Below are 19,450 nucleotides of genomic sequence, written 5' to 3' on the forward strand. Positions count from 1 at the left end.
AACCTACCTCCTGTTCCTGGTGTGCACGGTCATCGGCAGCCCACCGCGCACCCGCAGCGACAGCATCGCCTCGGGAACCACGTCGTAGCCCGGGAGTTTCCTGAGCTCGAGGTCGCGCAGGACCATCGTCAGCACGAAAACGGCCTCCATCACGCCGAGGCTGTTGCCGATGCAGAACCGCGGCCCGGCGCCGAACGGGATGTAGGCGTACCGGGGCCGCCCGCTCGGCCGGTCCGGGTCGAACCGGTCCGGGTCGAACTTCTCCGGCTCCGGCCAGAAGGCCGGATGCCGGTGCAGCGTGTACGGCACGACGACGACGTCGGAACCGGCCGGAATGTGGTAGCCGCCGATCTCGTCGTCGGCCTGGGCCACCCTCGGCAGCAGCCACACCGGCGGGTACAGCCGCATGACCTCTTCGACGACGCGCGCCGTGTAGGGCAGGCGGTGCAGATCCTCGTGGGTCGGCAGCTGGTCGCCCAGTACCGAATCCGCCTCGGCACGAAGTTTCGCCGCGACGTCGGGATGTTCGTCGAGCAGGTGGAACGCCCAGCCGAGCGTGCTCGCCGTCGTCTCGTGCCCGGCCAGCAGCAGGGTGATCAGCTCGTCCCGCATCTGCTCGCGCGTCCCCGCCGAGTCGATGAGGCGGGACAAGACGTCCTCACCGTTCTCGACGGGGTTCGCGAACCGCTGCTCGACGAGTTCTTCGGCGATCCGGCGCAGGTCGTCCCGCGACTCCCGGAACCGCAGCTGTTTCTTCAGCGGCGCCCACTGCGGGACCATGCTCAGCGTCACCGCTTCGAACATCGCCTGGTCCTGCACGGCCTCGAAGGAGTGCCCCAATGAGGCGAACCCGCCGAGATCCGCGTCGAGCAGTGTCTTGCCGAGCACACCGAGGGTCAGCCCGGTCATCTCGTGCAGGATCTCCACCGGCCCGGTCGTGTCCCGGAGGCGTTTCACCAGGACTTCGACCTCGTTCGCGACGACGGAGGCCTGCCGCGCGATCCGTTTCGGCTGGAACACCGGCTGGATCGTGCGACGCTGCTTCTTCCAGATCTCGCCGTCGCTGGTGAGCAGCCCGTCGCCGAGCGCCCGCCTCGCCTCCTGGAGGCCGATGCCCTTGTGGTAGTTGGCCGCGTTGTCGGCGAGCACGTGTTTCGCCAGCTCGGGGTGGTTCACCAGGTACATCGTCTTGGGACCGATCGCGATCCGGACGACGTCCCCGTGCACCTGGGCCGACTCCGACATGAGCGCCAGCCGGTCGGTGAACAGCTTCTTCAGCAGCCCGAAGGTCGCTCGGCGCGGCGGCCCCGGCGGCACCGCCCTTGGCGTACTCACCTGCCGGGTCATGCCGCCACGGCCCCGGTTTCCGTTTCCGGCTTCTCGGCCGGCTTGGGCAGGGTCGTGATTTCGGCCGACTTCGCCTGCTCGGCTTCCCACTTCTCGGTCGCCTTCTTGGAGAAGTGCAGGCCCCACAGGAACATGCCGCGGATCAGGCAGACCAGTGCGGTGGCGAGGAACAGGCCGTAGGCCACGTGGACCACCATGAAGAACCCGTAGGCCAGCGCCACCCCCGAACCGAACAGGATCTGCGACGCGGGCTTCGACGGCGTCGTCCCCGGGTCGGTGACCATGTAGTTCGTGTAGAGCACGAACGCCACGCCGGTCATCATCCCGAGCGCGCCGGGGATCGCGGTGTCGAACACCAGCCCCCGGATGATCGCCTGGAGCGCGAAGGTGATGAGCCACGCGCCGATCAGCCACATCCGCTGGGTCAGCATCGCGTTGAGCACGGTGCCCGACACGAGGATGATGCCGACGATCAGCCAGCCGACCCACGAGTCGACCTGCTCGGTGAAGTGGTACGGCGGCGCGATGCTCGCCCAGGGGAACACCAGCAGGATGATGGTGATGCCGAAGTTCGACGGGTTCATGTAGTGCCGGAGCCTGCCGCGCACCGGTGCCTGCAGCACCCACTTGGCGCCGACGGCGACCACCACGCCGAACATCATCACCAGTACCTGGTCGTTGACGTAGGTCAGCATGTTGAGCGCGAGACCGGTGATGTGGGCCGGGAAGAGGAACTCGACCAGGCCCTTGAACCCGTTGCCCCGGAAGCGGACCGGACGGCCCTGTGCCCGGGCGCCGATGATCTCCAGCAGGATTTCCGTGGTGTACGCGGTCGCCAGTGCGATGAACGGGTAGGTCCACGGCTGCTCGAAGCCGAGCACGGTGTAGCCGATGATGTTGAAGACCGTGATCGAGATCGCGAACCGGCGAAGGGCCGTGATCGTCTTGTTGCTCTTCGGTGCGGCGAGTGTCTGCTCTGCCATGACGGTTACTTCTCCTTCGCCTGGGTGCCGAGCTGGAGCGTGTGGCTGCCCGGGGTCAGCTGGATCTCCTGCGTACGGATCTGCCCGGTCAGGTCGCGCCACTGCAGACGCGCCTTCACCGGCCCGGTGACCTTGCCGAGTCCGATCTGGATCTCGTGACTGCGCTTGCCGGAGTGGCCGCTGCCACCGTCGACGCGGTCCATGTACTTCTTGCCGTCGGGGGTGATGACGGTGACCTGCGCGCCGATCGCCGCGGTGCCTGCCGCCTTCAGCGCGCCGTCCGGGGACTGCTTGTCGTGGACCAGCTTCAGGTTCAGGTACGAACCCGCGTCGGGGCTGACATTGCGGTAGAAGATCGGCTGCTCCCACTGGCGGGCCACGGCGAAGTCGAGCTTGCCGTCACCGTCGGCGTCACCGGTGGCGATACCGCGGGTGGGCACCGGGACCGCGAGACCGAGGCGCGGGGCCAGGTCGGTGTAGCGGCCGTCGGCGCTCTTGGCCCAGAAGTGCAGGGTGTGGTCGCCACCGACGTCGTCACCGGCGACCATGTTCGGCCAGAAGTACGGGTGCTTCAGCAGTTCGTCGTTGGAGGTCGCCAGTTCCTGCAGCTGCGGCCAGCGGTTGACGTCACCCTTGACGAAACCGGTCGCCTGGGTGATCACCGATTCGCCGCTGTTGTTGTAGTCGGCGATCTTGACGTCCCAGCCCCAGCCGGACCACGCGGTGCCCGCCTGCGCGCTGCGGTCCACCCACGGTGCCTCGCCGCCCTGCAGACGGCCGCGCAGATCCGCGGTGTCCTTGGCGGTGTTCATGAACTGGAAGTGGCTTTCCTCGATGCCCCATGACGTCGTGATGTTGCTGACGTACATGTCGTAGAGGCCGTCGTGGTCGAGGTCGGCGAAGTCGACGCCCATGCCCTTGAAGGAGTCGTTACCGACCACTTTGGACTTCGGCTCGTTGGCGCCGCGGACGCCCTTCACCTCGGCGAAGGAGGTCTTTCCCGCCGTGGACTTGTTGTACAGCAGGCGGTCGTGACCGAAGTCGTTGCCGATGTAGAGCTCCGGCAGGTTGTCGCCGTCGACGTCGGTGGCGCTGGCCGCCAGCGACCAGCCGCCGCGGGCGTCGGCCGGGATGGCCTGGTCGTCGCATTGGAAGGTGACCGAGGGCCGGTCGCCCTGGGTGGTGGCACCGGTGAACCGGAAGATGTACTTGCCTCCGGCGTTGTCGGCGTGCGACATCGACTTGTTCATCTCGACCCCGCCGTCGACCCGGTCGTCCAGCACCGCGCTGTCGGGGAAGTAGTTGCCGATGAAGATGTCCTGGTGGCCGTCGCCGTCGAAGTCACCGACGGTCGCGGCGTTGGTGTTCCACAGTGGACCGGCGTACTCGCCGTTCTTGACGTTGTTGCCGGGGAGCAATTCCACCGGCACGTAGGACTTCGTGGCGAGCGTCGTCGCGGAAGGGTTGGCGAGGAACACGATCGGTGTGCGGCCCCAGTAGTAGGCCAGCAGGTCGACCCGGCCGTCCTCGTTGAAGTCGCCGGGCACACAGCCCATGGGCGCGATGTACTTGCCCATCGGCAGCGGCGCGGCGTCGAGGGCGAACGGCGCGTACCGGTCGCCGCCCTTGCCCGGCGTCGGGGTGACGACCACCTGGTCGCTGCGCGGGTCCACGAAGCACAGGTCGTTGGCGAGCTGGTCGCCGTCGAGGTCGTTGACCGCCACCGCGGCACCGACCGAGGAGATCCAGGCGCGGATGTGCTCGTATTCCTTGTTCACCGTCCGGATCGACTGGCTCTTCGCCGCCTCCGGCAAGGCGATCGTCAGGGGTTCGAACGCGTACTTCGAGGCCATGGTGTCCGCCTCGGCGGTCGAGACCGTGGGCAGCTGTGCCACCACGAACAGTCCCGCCATCAGCAACAGCGCCACGATGCCCGCAAGCTGCTTGCGGAGCCAGCCCAAGGTCGCGGTCATTTGCCTGCACCTCCGTGTTGTCCGGTCAGCGCGCTACCGCGATCACGTCGCCAGGGCGCCACTTCTCGATGAACCTGCGGTTGTGTTGCCGGGCGCCCTGCCGCCGTGATCGCGGGGCCTCCGGCCAAGAGCGCGCCGATACGGTCGGATGATCTCTGCATCTTCAGCTCCGCTTCTCAGCCGAAGTGAGTACCTCGGTGGCGATGCGCTGTCGCCAGGTTTCGAAAGCCGGGAGTTCGCCGTCGACCACCACGGCCGGGCGGACCTCCTGGGTGATGGCCGCGGCGCGCTCGGCAGGCAGCCCGCAGATCGCCTGCGTGGCGACCTCGGTCTCGGGGATCAGCAGCCCGGCGCGGATGCGGGCCTCGGCGGCGAACGCGCTGCCCTGTGCGAGGTTCCCGCGATACTCACCGGCGAATTCCGCCAGCTTCAGCAGTTCATCGCCGGTGACGCCGCACGCGTAGGTCGAGGCGAGCCCGACTCCGGCGTAAAGATCTCCGTGCCGCCGCTTGGGGAATCGCGCGATCGTGTCGGCGACCAGATCGACGTCGGTGCCGCAGATGAACCACAGCGCCCGGCCGATGCCCTGGTCGATCGCCCGCAACGCGTAACCGTCGTTGCCGGCGGGCCAGGTGAAGTTCGGGTCCTGGAACTGACCGTCGATGTATTTCGCGGTCTTGAAGTAAGCCTGGTGGAAGCCGTACCCGTCGAGCACCAGCCAGCGCAGCAACGGATCGAAGTCCTCGGCCGACGGCCAGCGGAACCGCGGCAACCGCGCCATCGCCCAGCCGACGCCGACGTAGATGATGTAGTCGTGCTTCTCGGCCGGGCCGTCGAGGAAGTCCGCGATATGCCCGCGGCCTCCGCCCGGCAGACCGTCCAGCATTCCGTAACCCATTCCGGCGCCTTCGTAGGCGAAGCCACGGAATTTGACCGGAATGCGTTCCAGCCATTCTTCTGCCTGCCCGGTGTCACGCGCTTCGACCGCGTGCGCGTAACCGAGCAGGAATTTCTCCCCCACGGTCTCCAGCAGTTCTTGAGCGGCTGGGCTCTTCTTGTGGAAACCCCGCTTTTCCAGCGACGTCTCGGAGACGTCCGGTGTGATCATGCGACGTCTTAACGTGCGCCAACCATTGCCCAACGCACTCTCCCCCTATCGGGTGGATTCGAATTCTGCGGACTGGTTAAAGGCTCACATGCGCGGCGATGCCCCAGCTACTCCACGGTTGCGCCCGCGGTTCTCCCGGTTTGCGTGACCGGGAGAACCGGGGAATAGGCCTCAGGCCACCGCGCGGAGGTACTCCGTGGCAGGCATGGTCATGCGATTACCGGTCGAGGTCGGGCCACCGGCGAGGGTGATCGCCATCGGCGCGTCGGTCGGCTGCGGGGTGCGCATCGGCATCCGCAGGTGGACCCGGCCGTAGCGGGTGATGTCGACGCGGCCGGGCAGTGTGCCCATCGAGAACGACGACGCCGCGGTGCCCGCCGCGTGCTCGGCGACCGCGATGACGGTCCACCGGCCCTCGGGAACGTTCTGGATCTCGATGTCGGCCGAAAGGACGTTCGCCCGGCCGCCGAACGCGACCGGCCCGCACTGCGGGATCGATTCGGCGAACAGTCCGATCAGGACACAGGCCGGGCCCGCCCCGCGCGGGGTCTCGACCCGCACGCTGATCGTGCCGGTGCCGGCGCGCATCGAGGCAAAGCCCATTCCGGCGCTGTGCAGCGCTTCCAGCGACGGCAGCCGCTGGAAATGCGGCGCGAGCGCCACCAGCAGCTCGCCGACCTCGGGATCGCGGTACTGGGTCGGGGTCATCCCGACCGCACGGGTGAAGCGGCTGGTGAACGTGCCGACGCTGCTGTAGCCGACACTGCACACGATGTCCGACACCGTCAGCGATGTCGTGAGCAGCAGTCGTTTCGCTTCGAAGAGCCGGATCGCGGTGAGATACCGGCCCGGCGTCACGCCGGTCGCCTTGGTGAAGATCCGGGAGAAATGGAACGGGCTGACGAAGACTTCCGATGCCAGGTCGCCCAGGGTGATCGGGTCGAAGTACCTCGCGTGCATCGACGAGATGGCCTGCAGCACCGCGGGTTGCAGGGGGGACGCCGGCTCGGGGAGCCGACCGGGTTCGATGGCGCCTTTCTCGTTCGCCGCCGTGGCGACTGTTCGTAGCTGCATCAAGACCAACCTCGGATTCGCTGTCGCTTTTCCTCTGCTGTCAGCAAACGCGTCGGCTGTTTCGAAGCACTCGACACGCGATCGAGGATGCTCAGGCAGGGAAGTCGAGTACGCATTCCCCGACGCCCACCTCGGCGGGCCAGTCGAGTTTGAGGGCGCGGTCGACGCGGTCGCCGGCGTCGACCGGGACGGCGTGCGCGGCCAGCCCCATGGCGCGGGCGACGAGGTAGAGCGTCTGCTGCAGCGCCCCGACATGCGCCAGTGTCGTGGCGTAGGCGCCACCGCCGAGCACCGACGCCATCCGCGGCATCCGCGCGGTCACCGAGATCAGCGCCGAGGGCCACCGATGGTTGCCGCCGCCGATCATCGCCATGTCGAGCATCGCGTCGAGATCGGCCTCGTCGTCATTGACCAGGCCGAGCCGATGGTCGAGGGGGTCGTAGTGATAGATCCCGCGATCCAGCCCCGCGCAGCGGTTCACCGACACGTACAGCTCGAGTTCGTACAGGCAGGCGACACTGAAGTAAGGCCGCTGCGAGGCACTGTGGACCGGCCCGTCGGAACTGTGACCGCTGGGGAAATGCGCGGGCCCGATCGACCGGATCCGCGCGCCACGGAACAGGAATTCGCCGATCTGCTCGGCGGACAACACGCTCTCGGTGAACTCGGGGCAGGTGTGATCGTGCTCCAGCAACGCCGTCAGCGTCGGATCGGTCTCCGCCCTGGCGGTCAGATCCGGCCGATAGAGCGCGTAGATCAGCCCATCGCCGATGGCGGCCTTGACCACCGGCGGCTTCCCGAGCCCGGGCAGATCGGCGGGCCCGCCGGGTCTCCAGGTCCGGCTCGTGGTGTGGAACAGCAGCTCGTCCGGCGACCACAGCCCCAGTTCGGGGTCTTCGTCTTCGGCGAACCGGCCGTGCTCCCCGGCGAGCTGGACGACACCCGCGGCGACCAGATACGACACGATCGCGCCGACCACCCCGGCCTCGATCCCCGTGGTGGTCACGATCTCCCCCACCGATTTCGCCGTCGCCAGCGTCGCCGCGACGTGCACCGCCCACGGCTGGTACAGCACGACGCGGTACCGCGCCGACGGCGACTCCAGCCCCATCCCGTAGGCGTCGGAGCGCAGAGAACAGAAGCGGGACAACCGGATCGGCCGGGAGGCAGGGACCTGCTCCGTGTCGAACACCGGCGCCAGCGCCACCGGGATCACCGACAGCAGCGGTCCCCGCCCGTCGGCGAGCCCGAGCGAGTGCACCACGGAACCCCCGAGTTCCTTGAGCACCTGTCGCAGCGCGTCGGCGCCCTCGGCCGTCCAGCTCAGTTCGCCTTCGAGGTCGGGTTCCCGCTCGACCGGCTCCCAAGAGGACGTCACGTTCGCCAGTGAGATCGGCCCCAAGGCCATCCGCCGCAACGATTCCCGGACCAGCGGTCCGGCGTGGTCGAAGTCGAACTCCCCCCACCGTGTGACGACCACCAGCGAGCCGTCCTCACCGATTTCGACAAGGCTGTCGTCGGTGAGCGACCACAGGGGAATCGTCTCGGCCGCACCGCCGGGGGAATCTGTCCTCAACTGTCGCTCCAGCCGGGTCTATAAGAACATGGGGAAGGGATTCAATCTGTCGTACGGGGTCGCCTCGGCGAGCCTGCCCAGCCGCACCGGGACGTCGAACAGCCGTCCCGGGGCGAAGCGGCTCCAGAAGGGCCGCAATCCCGGAACGACGACCCGGACCACCGGGAGGTCGATGTCGGGCCTGGTCTGATCGAGCACCAGCGTCTCCATTCCGAGCGCGGAAAGCTTGCGCACCAACGATTCCACGTCGTCCCGCACGTCGGACCGCCGGACGAACTTGAAGTCCGCGGCCCGTTTCGCCGACCGTCCAGGCGCCGGCAGCAGATACGGCTGGTTCGCGACCGTAGCGTGCCGGAGCCACCGCGCCGCGTCGGGATCGTCGAGCTCGACGTCGTTCTCGAGCACCGCCGGGATCATCTGGTTGAGCTCGCTGACCGCCCTCCGCAGCGCCGTCCTGGGATCCAGGTGGGCGCCGAAGCCCATCATGACGTTCTCTCGCGGCCCGGCGATACTCCTGGACAGCGCGACCATCACCGGGACACCGAGATCCGCGGTCAGGTCGAGGACCCACAGTTCCCGGCCTGCCCGCGCGTACTGGCCTGCCATCTCCACGGCCCACGGGTCGTCGAACGAGGCGATGTCGACGCCGGGCACGGGAAGCCGGTTGTACCACCACATCGCGACGGCGTCGCGTTCGACGAGTTCGAGCAGTCCCTGCAGGATCGCGTCCTCGAGGCTGCTGCCCGCCGCGCATCCGTTGGAGTCGGCGCGCATCCCGCGGATCCCGCACTCCGGCGGCACGCCGTAGTAGAGGTACGCCGTCGGCATCAGCTTCCGTCGCTGCCGCGACAGCGACCACAACGGCGTCCAGTCGACGGCGGCCTTGTCGTCGAACCGTTCGGGGACATGCTGGAAGATCGCGTGCTTGGCGTTCCATTCGTCACGGCCCGCGTACTGGCGCTCGTCGAAGAGCATGCACGAGTTCGGATGGACGGCGTCGTCGCCGAGCGCGCGGAAGGTGTCGTGGATGCGCAGTTCGTCGCCCTGGTAGTTCGCCGAGAACCGTTCGAGCGCTTCACACAGCGCGCCGACCTCCGCGTCGAGCGGGCTCGCGCCCTTGCCGCCGTTGTCCCCGCGCAGCCCGGCCTGCAGCCCCGCCTCACCGCGTACCCGGCGGGCGACGTTGAGCCCGGACCGGTAGGCGTTCACGAACGCCGGCGCCCTCGGGTCACGGGCGATCTCCTTGATGATGCCGGTGACCGGGCTGACCAGGTGGCCGTAGCGGTCGAGCACCTCGACCGGGGTGAGCGTGCGGTGCCCGCCGCCGCCCGACGTCGCCTTCTTGGCTTCCCGCAACACGACCGGCTCGGCTGTCCGTGTCGCGATGATCGCCTCGTCGCCGCATTCCGGGCACTGCGGGCGGCGGCGCAGTTCGTGCAGCCGTCCCTGCAGGTCGAGACTGTCCAGGATCCAGACCGCCTGCTGACCCGGATACCGGTGTCCCGCCAGCCATTTGGACGCTTCAAGGGAAATCAGATGCGACGCGGCCGCGGTCAGCGCCGGCACGGCGGGCATCGGGAACGACGCCGGGCCGTCGTGCCCCAGCACCTCCTGTACGCAGGCCTCCGCGTGCCGGTGCCCCCACAGCCGGTTGGTCAGGCAGTGCCAGCAGCCGGACCGGCCGGGCTGCAGGATCGGGCCGATCCATACCTGCGAACCCGAGGGCCGGGCCAGCAGCCACGGCTTCCCGGTGCGCCGGTGCTCCGCGTCGATTTCGGCCAGCCTCGGATCGAGGTAGTCGTCGCACAGCACGATCGCCAGTTCCGACGCCGTCGCGACCACCTCGATACCGCTCGCGCCGAGCGCGTTCTCCACCTGCGAGGTGTCCACACCGCGGCCGATCGCGGTCAGGCTCGCGGTCGCGGGCTTCTGGCGGGAGGCCACCGCGGACGCGTCGAGACCGCACGCGTCCCAGTACGCGAGCGCGCGCTCGTCGCCGCTGACCTCCTCCGGGACATGGACGGTGACCAGGCCCGCCTCGACCAGCCTGGCCAGCACGCCGGTGACCTGTTCGGCGCTCATCCCCTCCGGGCAGGCGGACAGGAGCCCGTCGAGGTCACGGGTGCCGTCGAGCAGGGCCGCCACCGAGGCGACCTGCGCGCCGCGCATCGCGATGACCCCCTGTTCCGAGAACAGGTAGGCGCCGTTCCCTTCGCTGATCTCCGCACGCAGGTGACGCTTGAACCCCAGGCCACCGTTGATCGAGCCGGACGTCGACGATGCCTCGCGCATGAAGAACCCCCATGGTCGGTTCGGTCCCCCGAATCCTGCTGGGCGGGGACGGGCACCGGCCAGTGCGCTTTTCACGGGTCGGATGTGAAAAACCCATGTTTTTCCGGGACGCACGCACGCGGGACCTGGTGGACGGCTCACTGGCCCGGTGCCCCGCCGCTCTGTCACTGTCGACGTACTGGAAAACGGGACACGACGCGTATCGAGCCGGAGGGCGCTTGCGATGTACGCCGGATCAGAAGTATCGGACACGCCCCACGGCTCGGCACCCAACCCGAATCCGGGCCTGTCCGCAAGCCCCGTCCACTTCACCCTGCTCGGTCCGCTCGAATTGGTGCGGGACGAGATCGATTACGCGCCGACGACGCCGAAGCTGCTGCAGGTGCTCGCCATGCTGGTGATGAGCCCGGGGAAGATCGTGCACATCGACACGATCGTGCAGGAACTGTGGGCCAACGACCCGCCACGCAGCGTCCGCACCACCATGCACACCTACATCTACCAGCTGCGCCGGTGCATCGACGAGAACGACCTCGCCCCGTACGGCGAAGCCATGCTGGCGACGAAACCGCCGGGGTACGTGTTCAGGATCGCCCCGGAGCAGGTGGACGTCTTCGAGTTCCAGGCGCTGCAGAAGAGAGGCCGGGAACTCCAGCTGCGGGACGAGCACGTCGAAGCGGCGAAAGCCTTCCGGTCGGCGCTCGACCTGTGGTCCGGCCCGCCACTGGCGAACGTCCACTGTGGACAGGTGCTGTCGGCGTACGCGGTCGACCTGGTCGAACAGCGGCGCAGCACCCTGCACCTGCGCATCGAGGCGGACATCGCGGCCGGGATGCGGCACGAGCTGATCGGCGAGCTGCGCTCACTGGTCAGCGTGAACCCGCTCGACGAGGCCCTGCACGGCCAGCTGATCCGCGTACTCGGCCGCAGCGGACGGCGATCCGACGCCCTCGCGACCTATCGCCAGGTACGCGCGAGGCTCAACAATGAACTCGGCGTGGAACCCTGCGACGAACTGCAGGTCCTGCATCACGGCCTGCTTTCCGAGGGTGAACCGGCGTGAACGCGCAGCACTCCCGGCACGGAACGAAAGTGAGGATCGGCGGATGAGCAGTCGTACCTATGGACAGTTCTGCGGTCTGGCCCGCGCGCTGGAGATCATCGGCGAACGCTGGTCGCTGCTGATCGTCCGTGACCTCGTCCTCGGCCCGAAGCGGTTCACCGAGTTGCAGGCCGGTCTGCCCAAGATCCCGGCGAGCACCCTGTCCGCGCGGCTCAACGAACTCGAACAGTCCGGTGTGCTCCGTCGCCGCCTGCTCCCCCAGCTCGACGCCGCGGTGGTCTACGAACTCACCGAGTACGGCGGCGAACTCGACCAGATCGTGCTGGACCTCGGCCTGTGGGGCGCGCGTTCGCTCGGGCAGCCCACCCCCGAGGACGTCTTCACCCTGGACGCGGCGATCCTCTCGCTGTACACGACCTTCCAGAGCGAGAAGGCCAAGGGCACCCACGCCACCTACGAACTGCACTACCCGGGCGGGATGGTCCTGCACGCGATCATCGAGGACGGCGCGCTCAAGGTCGCCGACGGCGCGCATCCGGGCGCCGACGCGATGATCGAGCCACTGGGCCCGTTCATCAAGGATCTGCTGAGCGGCGAGCTGTCTCCGGCCGAAGCGCTCCGGACCGGCAAGGTCCGGATCGAAGGCGCCCCGGAGTACCTGCAGCTGTTCACCGAGCTGTTCCACATCCCGGCCGCGCCGAAGGTGCCGTCCGGGATCGTCGTGCGCTGAACGGCCCAATCCGCAGGTAGTTCCGCAATTCAGAGTAACGGAAACCGCCGATACGGCGGATATCGTCGGTATCCGTCACCGGTCGGTCTTTCCCCAAGGAGCCCCTTCATGGCCGCACTCGATTCCGCACGTCCAGGCCTGCTCGCGTCGCTCAACGGGAAGTACCACCGCGCGGCGCTCGCCGTCTTCGCGGTGGTCGTCGTGGCCCACTGGGCGGAACATCTCGTGCAGGCGTTCCAGATCTACGTCCTGGGCTGGAAGACACCGGACGCCCGTGGCGTGCTCGGTATCCCGTTCCCGAAACTGATCAGTTCCGAGTGGCTGCACTACGGCTACGCCATCGTCATGCTGATCGCGCTGTTCGCGCTGCGGAAGGGCTTCGCCGGCCGTTCGCGGCAGTGGTGGAACCTGGCCCTCGGCCTGCAGTTCTGGCACCACATCGAACACCTGCTCCTGCTGGTCCAGGCGCAGACCGGCTGGCGGCTCGGCGGCGGCACCGCGCCGAGCAGCATTATCCAGCTGTTCATCCCGCGGGTGGAACTGCACCTGTTCTACAACACGATCGTCACCATCCCGATGATCATCGCGATGATCGTGCACCGGAAGGCGTCCGCCGTCGAACGGGAGCTGACCGGCTGCACGTGCTCGCCCGAAAGCCGGCGTGAGCTGGCGACCGCGGCGTCGTGACCAGGAGACTCTTCGCGCTCCTCGCCCTCGTGGCGGCGTGGTTCGGGGTCGCGGTGCTCGCCGCGGCCCCGGCCTCGGCCCACGTCGAACTCCTCTCCTCGAATCCCGCCGACGGCGCCCGGCTCACCTCGGCGCCCGCACAGGTCTCCCTCACGCTGTCGGAGAACATCGGCATCCAGCCGAACTCGATCAAGGTCGTCGACACCAACGGCACGAACGTCGTCACCGGACCGGTGTTCCAGCCGGGCGACATCGCCGAACAGGTAGCCGTCAAGCTGGAACCCGACCTCCCCGAAGGCAGCTACCTCGTCGAGTACGCCTTCGTCTCCACCGACTCGCATCCGGTACGCGGCACGATCGCGTTCGTCGTCGGCACCGGTCCCCTGATCACCTCGGCCGGCGCGGTGTCCGCCTCGACCGGCACGGACCCGGTGACCGACGCGCTGTTCACCACGTTCCGCTGGGGCTCGTTCGGCGGCGTCGCACTGCTCGGCGGGCTCGTGTTCGTGCTGGTCTGCCGCCCGGCCGGCCGGACCGACCCGGCGGCGCGGAAGCTGATCACCGTCGGCGTCGGGCTCTCGGCCGTCACGGCCGTCGCCGGCTTCCTGCTGCAAGGCCCGTACGTCGCGGGGCGCGGGGTGGACGCCGTCTTCGACCCGGCCCTGATCGAAGCCACCTTACGGGTGGCATACGGGAAACTGCTGCTCCTGCGCCTGGCCGCGATCGTCGCCCTCGCCGTGATCGCGCGCCGGCTGCTGACGGTCGACCTGCCGGAACGATCCCGCTCGCGCTACGAGAACCTCGGCATCGCGGCCGGGTTCCTCGTGCTGCTCAGTTTCTCCGCGACCGGGCACGCGGTGGCCGACAAGATCATGTTCCTCTCGGTCAGCGCCGACCTCGCGCATTTCGGCGCGATGGCCGTCTGGGTCGGCGGGCTGATCCAGCTGGCCGTGCTCCTGCGCGGCCGGTATCCGGCGGAGGAGGCCGAGCCGTCGCTGGCACGGTTCCACTCGATCGCGACCGTCTCGATCGTGATCATGGTGGTCAGCGGCGCCTACCTGGGCTTCCGGCTCGTCCCGTCGGTGGAGGCGCTCTGGACGTCGTCCTACGGCATCGTCTTCCTGCTCAAGCTCACCGGGTTCGCCGCGTTGCTGCTGGTGGCGAACGTGAGCCGGACCGCGGTGCGGCGCGGGATCGCCGGCCGCGGCGACTCCGGCGTCGTGACCGCCGACCTGAGACGACTGCGGGTCAGCGTCGGGGTCGAGGTGCTGATCGTGGCCGTGGTGCTCGCACTGGCCGCGGCGCTGTCGTCGATGTCACCGACCGGCTGATCGGCCGGTTCGGTTCCGGCGATTCAGGCCACTTGCCGTCCACTGTGGACAGGTCGGGGCGGGCCACCTCCCGTGGGGAAAACGATGACCGCCACCGCTTCGAGGATCACCCTTCTCGCCGCTTGTGCGGACCGTTCGGCGCAGAGATCACCCACCCGCGACACAAGTCGCGATCGCATCAGGCACACTGGAGGAGAGAAAGCCCCGTGTGGCAAAGAAAAGCGCCCACCGGTGACGGATCGCCCACTGTGGAGGTGACTAATGGAGCTGCCCGGCTTCGATCTGGCTTGGCGTGGTTTCAATCGCGCTCAGGTCCGGGAATTCGTTCGTGAGGTGGAAACGGAACTACGACGTGTGGCCGCCGAACGCGACGAAGCGATCCGTCGCGGAGAGGCTCTCGCCGCGAAGCTCACCGCCGCGCAAGAGGAAAACCGTGAACTGAAAGCGACCGTCGACCGGATCAGCCGGGTACCGATCGCGCCGGACGCGCTGCAGGAGCGTTCGCGCCGCATGCTCGAACTCACCCGCGAAGAGGCCGAAGAGATCACCGCGCGCGCCACCGAGGAGGCCGCCAAGGCCGAGGCGGAGCGGAAGCGGATCACCGAAGACTTCGAGCGCGCCATGACCCTGCGCCGGGCCGAAGCCATGCGCGCGCTCGCCGCACAGGACGAAGCGGCCCAAGCGCGGGCAAGAAAACTCCTCGACGACGCCGCCGAAGAAGGCGAGCGTCTCGTCGCCGAAGCGCGGCAGAAGGCCGACGTGGCCCTCCGCCTGCGCGACGACGTGCTGAAACAGCTGGTCGGCTGCCGTGAACTGCTCGCGGAGGCCGGCACGGCGCTGACGATCACCGACGAACCGAAACCGGAAGTGCCCGTTCAGCGCCGGAGCAGGTCAGCGGCCCGCGCCGGCGCCGAAGCGGCGGCGACCACCTAGGCGTTGTCACCAGAAGAAAAGACCACCGGCCGGATCTCCATCGCGTTGACGTGCGCGTCCGGAATCTGGCCGGCGATCTCGATCGCGCGCTCCTTGCTTTCGCATTCGACCAGGTAGAAGCCCGCGAGATACTCCTTCGACTCCGCGTACGGGCCGTCGGTGACCACCGGGACGCCGTCACGCACCCGGACCACCGTGCTCTCCTTCGGCTCCGCCAGCGCCTGGGTCCCGAGCAGTTCGCCGCTCTCGGACAACTTCTTCATGAAAGGGTCGATCCGGGCGACCACCTCGTTGCGCTCCTCCTCGGGAAGGGCGTCCCACGCGGTGGGGTTCATCGTGATCATGATCATGTACTTCATCGCTGTTCCTCCTGGTCATCCGGCCGGTGCCCGGCCACTCACGCAGGAGTCGGAGCCGCCGGATCGTCCTCGACATCCTGGCATCGACGAATTTCGCCGTCCCGGGGTGGATACATGGGGAGGGTATACTGGGCGATGGCCGGGGAACCACGAGAGAACGGGTGCGAGATGACGGGCTACGGCAGCGAGCGAGAGGCCTATCTCAAGCGCCTGCGCCGGATCGAGGGGCAGATCCGCGGCTTGCAGCGGATGGTCGAAGAGGACAAGTACTGCATCGACATCCTGACGCAGGTGTCCGCGGCCACCAAGGCACTGCAGTCGTTCTCCCTCGAGCTGCTGGACGAGCACCTCGCCACCTGCGTGGTCCAGGCCGCGGCGGCGGGCGGCGAAGAGGCCGACCTCAAGGTCCGGGAAGCCTCCGACGCCATTGCCCGGCTCGTCCGTTCCTGATCACGCGGCGCGGGCGAACCGTCGTAGCCGCAAGCTGTTGGTGACCACGAAGACCGAGGAGAACGCCATCGCGGCCCCGGCGATCATGGGGTTGAGCAGGCCGAGCGCGGCCAGTGGCAGCGCGGCGACGTTGTAGGCGAACGCCCAGAACAGGTTGCCTTTGATCGTGGCGAGCGTGCGGCGCGAGAGCCGGATGGCGTCCACGGCGGCACGCAGGTCACCGCGCACGAGCGTCAGGTCACCCGCCTCGATGGCGGCGTCCGTCCCGGTCCCCATGGACAGGCCGAGGTCGGCCTGCGCGAGCGCGGCCGCGTCGTTGACGCCGTCGCCGACCATGGCGACCACCCGGCCTTCGGCCTGCAGACGCTTGACGACCTCGACCTTGTCCGCGGGCAGCACCTCGGCGACGACCTCGTCGATTCCCACCTCGGCCGCGACCGCTTTCGCGGAACCGGTGTTGTCGCCGGTCAGCAGGACCGGCCGGAGCCCGAGCGCCCGCAGCTCCTTCACCGCCTGCTTGGAGGTCGGCTTGACCGTGTCCGCGACGACGACCACACCGCGCGCCTCACCGTCCCACGCGACGACGACAGCGGTCGCGCCACGTTCCTCGGCGGCCGTCTTGGCCTGGGAAAACTCCTCGCCGAGGGTGATGCCGTGCTGTTCGAGGAGGCTCGTGCGGCCGGCCAGGACGGTCTTGCCCTCCACCTCGCCGAGGACACCCAGGCCCTCGACGTTGCGGAACCTCTCGACCGGCGGCAGGTCACCGAGCCGCTCTTGGGCGGCTTCGACGATCGCGCGGGCGATCGGATGCTCGGAAGCGTGCTCGACCGCCGCGGCGAGCCGGAGGACGTCGGTCTCGTCCGCGCCGTACAGATCGGTGAGGCTCATCTTCCCGGCGGTCACGGTGCCGGTTTTGTCCAGGACGACGGTGTCGACCTCCCGGGTGGATTCGAGCACCTCCGGGCCCTTGATGAGGATGCCCAGTTGCGCGCCACGGCCGGTGCCGACCAGCAACGCCGTCGGCGTGGCCAGGCCCAGCGCGCACGGGCAGGCGATGATCAGGACCGCGACGGCGGCGGTGAAGGCGGCGTCCGCCCCGCTGCCCGCCCCGAGCCAGAAGCCGAGCGTGCCGACCGCGAGCGCGATCACCACCGGGACGAATACGGCCGACACGCGATCCGCGAGCCGCTGAACCCGCGCTTTGCCGTTCTGCGCGTCCTCGACCAGCCGCGCCATCTGCGCGAGCCGGGTGTCCGCGCCGATCCGGGTGGCGCGGACGACGAGCCTTCCGCCCACGTCGACCGTCCCGCCCACGACGACGTCGCCGGCGGTCACCTCGACCGGGAGTGCCTCCCCCGTCAGCATGCTCAGGTCGACCGCCGACCCGCCGTCGATCACGACACCGTCGGTGGCGATCTTCTCCCCCGGCCGCACGACGAACTCGTCCCCGACTTTCAGGTCACCGATCGGGACCCGGCTCTCGACGCCGCCTTCGAGCACGGCGACGTCCTTCGCGCCGAGTTCGAGCAGTGCCCGCAGAGCGGCGCCGGAGCGGCGTTTGGACCGGGCTTCGAAGTAACGTCCGGCCAGGAGGAACGTGGTCACCCCGGCGGCGACCTCGAGGTAGAGGTTGCCCGCGCCGGACCCGCGTTCCATGGTCAGTTCGAAGCCGTGCCGCATACCGGGTGTCCCGGCGGTGCCGAACAGCAGCGCGTACAGCGACCAGAGCGTGGCGGCCGCGACGCCGAGGGAGATCAGGGTGTCCATGGTGGCGGCGCCGTGGCGGAAATTCGTCCAGGCCGGCCGATGGAACGGCCACGCGCCCCAGGTGACGACCGGTGCCGCCAAGGCCAGCGAAACCCACTGCCAGTAGGTGAACTGCCAGGCCGGGACCATCGCCAGCACGATCACCGGGACGGCGAGCGCGGCGGAGACGACGAGCCGGATTCGAAGCCCGTCGGCCTGCTCCGCGTCCTCGTCCGGTTGGGGTGGCTCGGCCGTGTAACCCGCGGACTCGACGACACCGACGAGGTCGTCCACCGAGACCGCGGCCGGGAAATCGACCTGCGCCTTCTCGGTGGCGTAATTGACCGTCGCGGAGACGCCGTCGACCTTGTTCAGCTTGCGTTCGACCCTGGCGGCGCAGGAGGCGCAGGTCATCCCGCCGATGGCCAGCTCGACGCGCTGGGATGTGCCGGCGTTCACCGTGTGCCTCCCGGGTGGTGCCCTGCGTGCTCGCTGGTCGGGGCGGGCGGGCTCGGCGCCTCGTTCAGCGGCCCGACCGCGTCGCCGATCGCCCAGGCGACGACGAACACCGCGACCAGAGCCGCGGCGAACGCCGACACCTTGACGGGGGTGCTCACGAGACGAGCTGGTAACCGGCCTCGGTCACGGCCGCGTCGACGGCCTGGACGTCGAGCGGGGCCTCGCTGGTGACGGTGACCTTTCCGCCGGCCACGTCCACGTTCACGGCGCTGACGCCGTCGATCCCGCTGACCTCCTCGGTGACCGAGGCGGCGCAGTGCCCGCAGGACATGCCCTTGACGATGTAGGTGGTTTCGGCCATCGGTACGAACTCCTCTACAGGACAAACGAAGCGATCACCATCATTTATACCCCATGGGGGTAGGGGTGTGCCGAACGGGGGCGGGCACACTGCGGCGATGAGGAAGATCTCCGCGATCGGCATCGGCGCCGGCGACCCGGCACACCTGACCGTCCAGGCCATCGAGCGACTGAACGACACCGACGTCTTCTTCGTCCTCGACAAGGGATCGGAGAAGCAGGACCTGGTGGGCCTTCGCCAGGAGATCCTCGACCGGTTCGTCGAGCGGCCCGGCTACCGCGTGGTGCGGGCGCAGGACCCCGAACGCGACCGTACTCCCGCCGACTATCGGAAGGCCGTCGCGGACTGGCACCGGCTGCGCACCGACGTCTACGAGGACATGATCCGCGAGCTGGGCCCCGACGAGCGGGGCGCGTTCCTCGTCTGGGGCGACCCGGCGCTCTACGACTCGACCCTGACGCTGCTGGACGCCGTGCTCGCGCGGGGGAACGTCGAGTTCGAGTACGAAGTCGTCCCGGGCGTGAGCAGCGTGGCCGCGCTGACGGCGCGGCACCGGACCACGATGAACCAGATCGGACGGCCGGTGCTGATCACGACCGGCCGTCGTCTCGAAGCCGGCTGGCCCGCGCACGTGGACGACGTCTTCGTGATGCTGGACGCCCAGTGCACGTTCTCGCGGCTCGTCGACGAGGGACTGGAGATCTACTGGGGCGCCTACCTCGGCACGCCCGACGAACTCCTGCTGTCCGGCCCCTTGACGACCGAGCTGGCCGCCCAGATCCGCTCGACGCGCTCCGCGGCCCGGGAACGAAAGGGCTGGATCATGGACATCTACCACCTACGCCGCCCCACCACCTGACCCCTCACGCATTTAGAGGACTAAACGCGCGCGTCCCGGCCCCCTGCATTTAGAGGGCTGGATGCGTGGGGGTGGGTATGAGAAAAGGCCCAGGTCGGGAGAACCCGGTGGGGTTCTCG

Annotated in this window: 18 protein-coding genes; 7 read left to right on the top strand and 11 right to left on the bottom strand. The window is 68.6% G+C overall.

Features of this window, described 5'->3' with window-relative positions; all coding sequences use genetic code 11:
• Window positions 1-3: 3 nt before the first annotated feature.
• From AVL48_RS19490 to AVL48_RS19520, 7 genes are all read right to left on the bottom strand, one after another.
• Entirely contained in the window at window positions 4-1,347 is a 1,344-nt protein-coding gene (locus tag AVL48_RS19490) for a cytochrome P450 (RefSeq protein ID WP_061987784.1), read from the bottom strand.
• Complete coding sequence (locus tag AVL48_RS19495; RefSeq protein ID WP_061987782.1) at window positions 1,344-2,330, bottom strand: hypothetical protein; 987 nt, start codon at window positions 2,328-2,330, stop codon at window positions 1,344-1,346. The genes AVL48_RS19490 and AVL48_RS19495 overlap by 4 nt, the downstream gene beginning before the upstream one ends.
• 5 nt (window positions 2,331-2,335) lie before the next feature.
• Window positions 2,336-4,303: a CRTAC1 family protein gene (locus AVL48_RS19500; protein WP_061987780.1), complete on the bottom strand. Its 1,968-nt coding sequence runs from the start codon at window positions 4,301-4,303 to the stop codon at window positions 2,336-2,338.
• Between the two features lie 163 nt (window positions 4,304-4,466).
• Window positions 4,467-5,411, bottom strand: coding sequence for a DUF1702 family protein (locus AVL48_RS19505; RefSeq protein WP_061987778.1), 945 nt, complete (start codon window positions 5,409-5,411; stop codon window positions 4,467-4,469).
• Between the two features lie 171 nt (window positions 5,412-5,582).
• On the bottom strand, window positions 5,583-6,485 hold the full coding sequence (locus AVL48_RS19510) for a helix-turn-helix domain-containing protein (protein ID WP_061987776.1): 903 nt from the start codon (window positions 6,483-6,485) through the stop codon (window positions 5,583-5,585).
• Between the two features lie 91 nt (window positions 6,486-6,576).
• A complete protein-coding gene (locus AVL48_RS19515) occupies window positions 6,577-8,061 on the bottom strand; it encodes a SagB/ThcOx family dehydrogenase (RefSeq protein ID WP_061987774.1) in 1,485 nt (494 codons plus the stop codon).
• An 18-nt stretch (window positions 8,062-8,079) separates the two neighbouring features.
• Window positions 8,080-10,353 (bottom strand): TOMM precursor leader peptide-binding protein, encoded by a 2,274-nt coding sequence (locus AVL48_RS19520; RefSeq protein WP_061987772.1) that lies wholly within the window; start codon window positions 10,351-10,353, stop codon window positions 8,080-8,082.
• Window positions 10,354-10,576: 223 nt separating this feature from the next.
• Here AVL48_RS19520 and AVL48_RS19525 point away from each other — a divergent pair, with 223 nt between their 5' ends.
• The 5 genes from AVL48_RS19525 to AVL48_RS19545 all read left to right on the top strand — a co-directional run bounded on the left by AVL48_RS19525 (window position 10,577) and on the right by AVL48_RS19545 (window position 15,097).
• Window positions 10,577-11,416, top strand: coding sequence for an AfsR/SARP family transcriptional regulator (locus AVL48_RS19525; RefSeq protein ID WP_177242389.1), 840 nt, complete (start codon window positions 10,577-10,579; stop codon window positions 11,414-11,416).
• A gap of 43 nt (window positions 11,417-11,459) precedes the next feature.
• Window positions 11,460-12,146, top strand: a complete 687-nt coding sequence (locus tag AVL48_RS19530) for a winged helix-turn-helix transcriptional regulator (RefSeq protein WP_061987770.1) — start codon at window positions 11,460-11,462, stop codon at window positions 12,144-12,146.
• A gap of 108 nt (window positions 12,147-12,254) precedes the next feature.
• Window positions 12,255-12,833 carry a hypothetical protein gene (locus AVL48_RS19535; RefSeq protein ID WP_061987768.1) on the top strand — a complete coding sequence of 193 codons (579 nt, stop codon included), beginning with the start codon at window positions 12,255-12,257 and terminating at the stop codon, window positions 12,831-12,833.
• A complete protein-coding gene (locus AVL48_RS19540; protein ID WP_061987766.1) occupies window positions 12,830-14,164 on the top strand; it encodes a copper resistance CopC/CopD family protein in 1,335 nt (444 codons plus the stop codon). The genes AVL48_RS19535 and AVL48_RS19540 overlap by 4 nt, the downstream gene beginning before the upstream one ends.
• Before the next feature lie 261 nt (window positions 14,165-14,425).
• Window positions 14,426-15,097 carry a M protein gene (locus AVL48_RS19545; RefSeq protein WP_061987764.1) on the top strand — a complete coding sequence of 224 codons (672 nt, stop codon included), beginning with the start codon at window positions 14,426-14,428 and terminating at the stop codon, window positions 15,095-15,097.
• Here AVL48_RS19545 and AVL48_RS19550 read toward each other — a convergent pair.
• Window positions 15,094-15,456 carry a YciI family protein gene (locus tag AVL48_RS19550; RefSeq protein ID WP_061987762.1) on the bottom strand — a complete coding sequence of 121 codons (363 nt, stop codon included), beginning with the start codon at window positions 15,454-15,456 and terminating at the stop codon, window positions 15,094-15,096. The two genes, AVL48_RS19545 and AVL48_RS19550, sit on opposite strands and share 4 nt — an antisense overlap.
• 168 nt (window positions 15,457-15,624) lie before the next feature.
• Here AVL48_RS19550 and AVL48_RS19555 point away from each other — a divergent pair, with 168 nt between their 5' ends.
• The gene (locus AVL48_RS19555; RefSeq protein WP_009081418.1) at window positions 15,625-15,906 is read left to right on the top strand and encodes a metal-sensitive transcriptional regulator; all 282 of its coding nucleotides are present in this window, start codon (window positions 15,625-15,627) and stop codon (window positions 15,904-15,906) included.
• Here AVL48_RS19555 and AVL48_RS19560 read toward each other — a convergent pair whose 3' ends face one another.
• The 3 genes from AVL48_RS19560 to AVL48_RS19565 are packed head-to-tail and all read right to left on the bottom strand — an operon-like array spanning window position 15,907 to window position 18,472.
• Window positions 15,907-18,066 carry a heavy metal translocating P-type ATPase gene (locus tag AVL48_RS19560; RefSeq protein WP_061987952.1) on the bottom strand — a complete coding sequence of 720 codons (2,160 nt, stop codon included), beginning with the start codon at window positions 18,064-18,066 and terminating at the stop codon, window positions 15,907-15,909.
• Window positions 18,067-18,107: 41 nt separating this feature from the next.
• Window positions 18,108-18,269 (bottom strand): hypothetical protein, encoded by a 162-nt coding sequence (locus AVL48_RS39590; protein WP_167386346.1) that lies wholly within the window; start codon window positions 18,267-18,269, stop codon window positions 18,108-18,110.
• Window positions 18,266-18,472 carry a heavy-metal-associated domain-containing protein gene (locus AVL48_RS19565; protein WP_061987760.1) on the bottom strand — a complete coding sequence of 69 codons (207 nt, stop codon included), beginning with the start codon at window positions 18,470-18,472 and terminating at the stop codon, window positions 18,266-18,268. Before AVL48_RS19565 ends, AVL48_RS39590 begins: the two co-directional genes overlap by 4 nt.
• A gap of 97 nt (window positions 18,473-18,569) precedes the next feature.
• Here AVL48_RS19565 and cobF point away from each other — a divergent pair, with 97 nt between their 5' ends.
• On the top strand, window positions 18,570-19,331 hold the full coding sequence (gene cobF / locus AVL48_RS19570; RefSeq protein ID WP_061987758.1) for a precorrin-6A synthase (deacetylating): 762 nt from the start codon (window positions 18,570-18,572) through the stop codon (window positions 19,329-19,331).
• Window positions 19,332-19,450 lie beyond the last annotated feature (119 nt).

Source organism: Amycolatopsis regifaucium (assembly GCF_001613935.1).
GTDB lineage: Bacteria > Actinomycetota > Actinomycetes > Mycobacteriales > Pseudonocardiaceae > Amycolatopsis > Amycolatopsis regifaucium.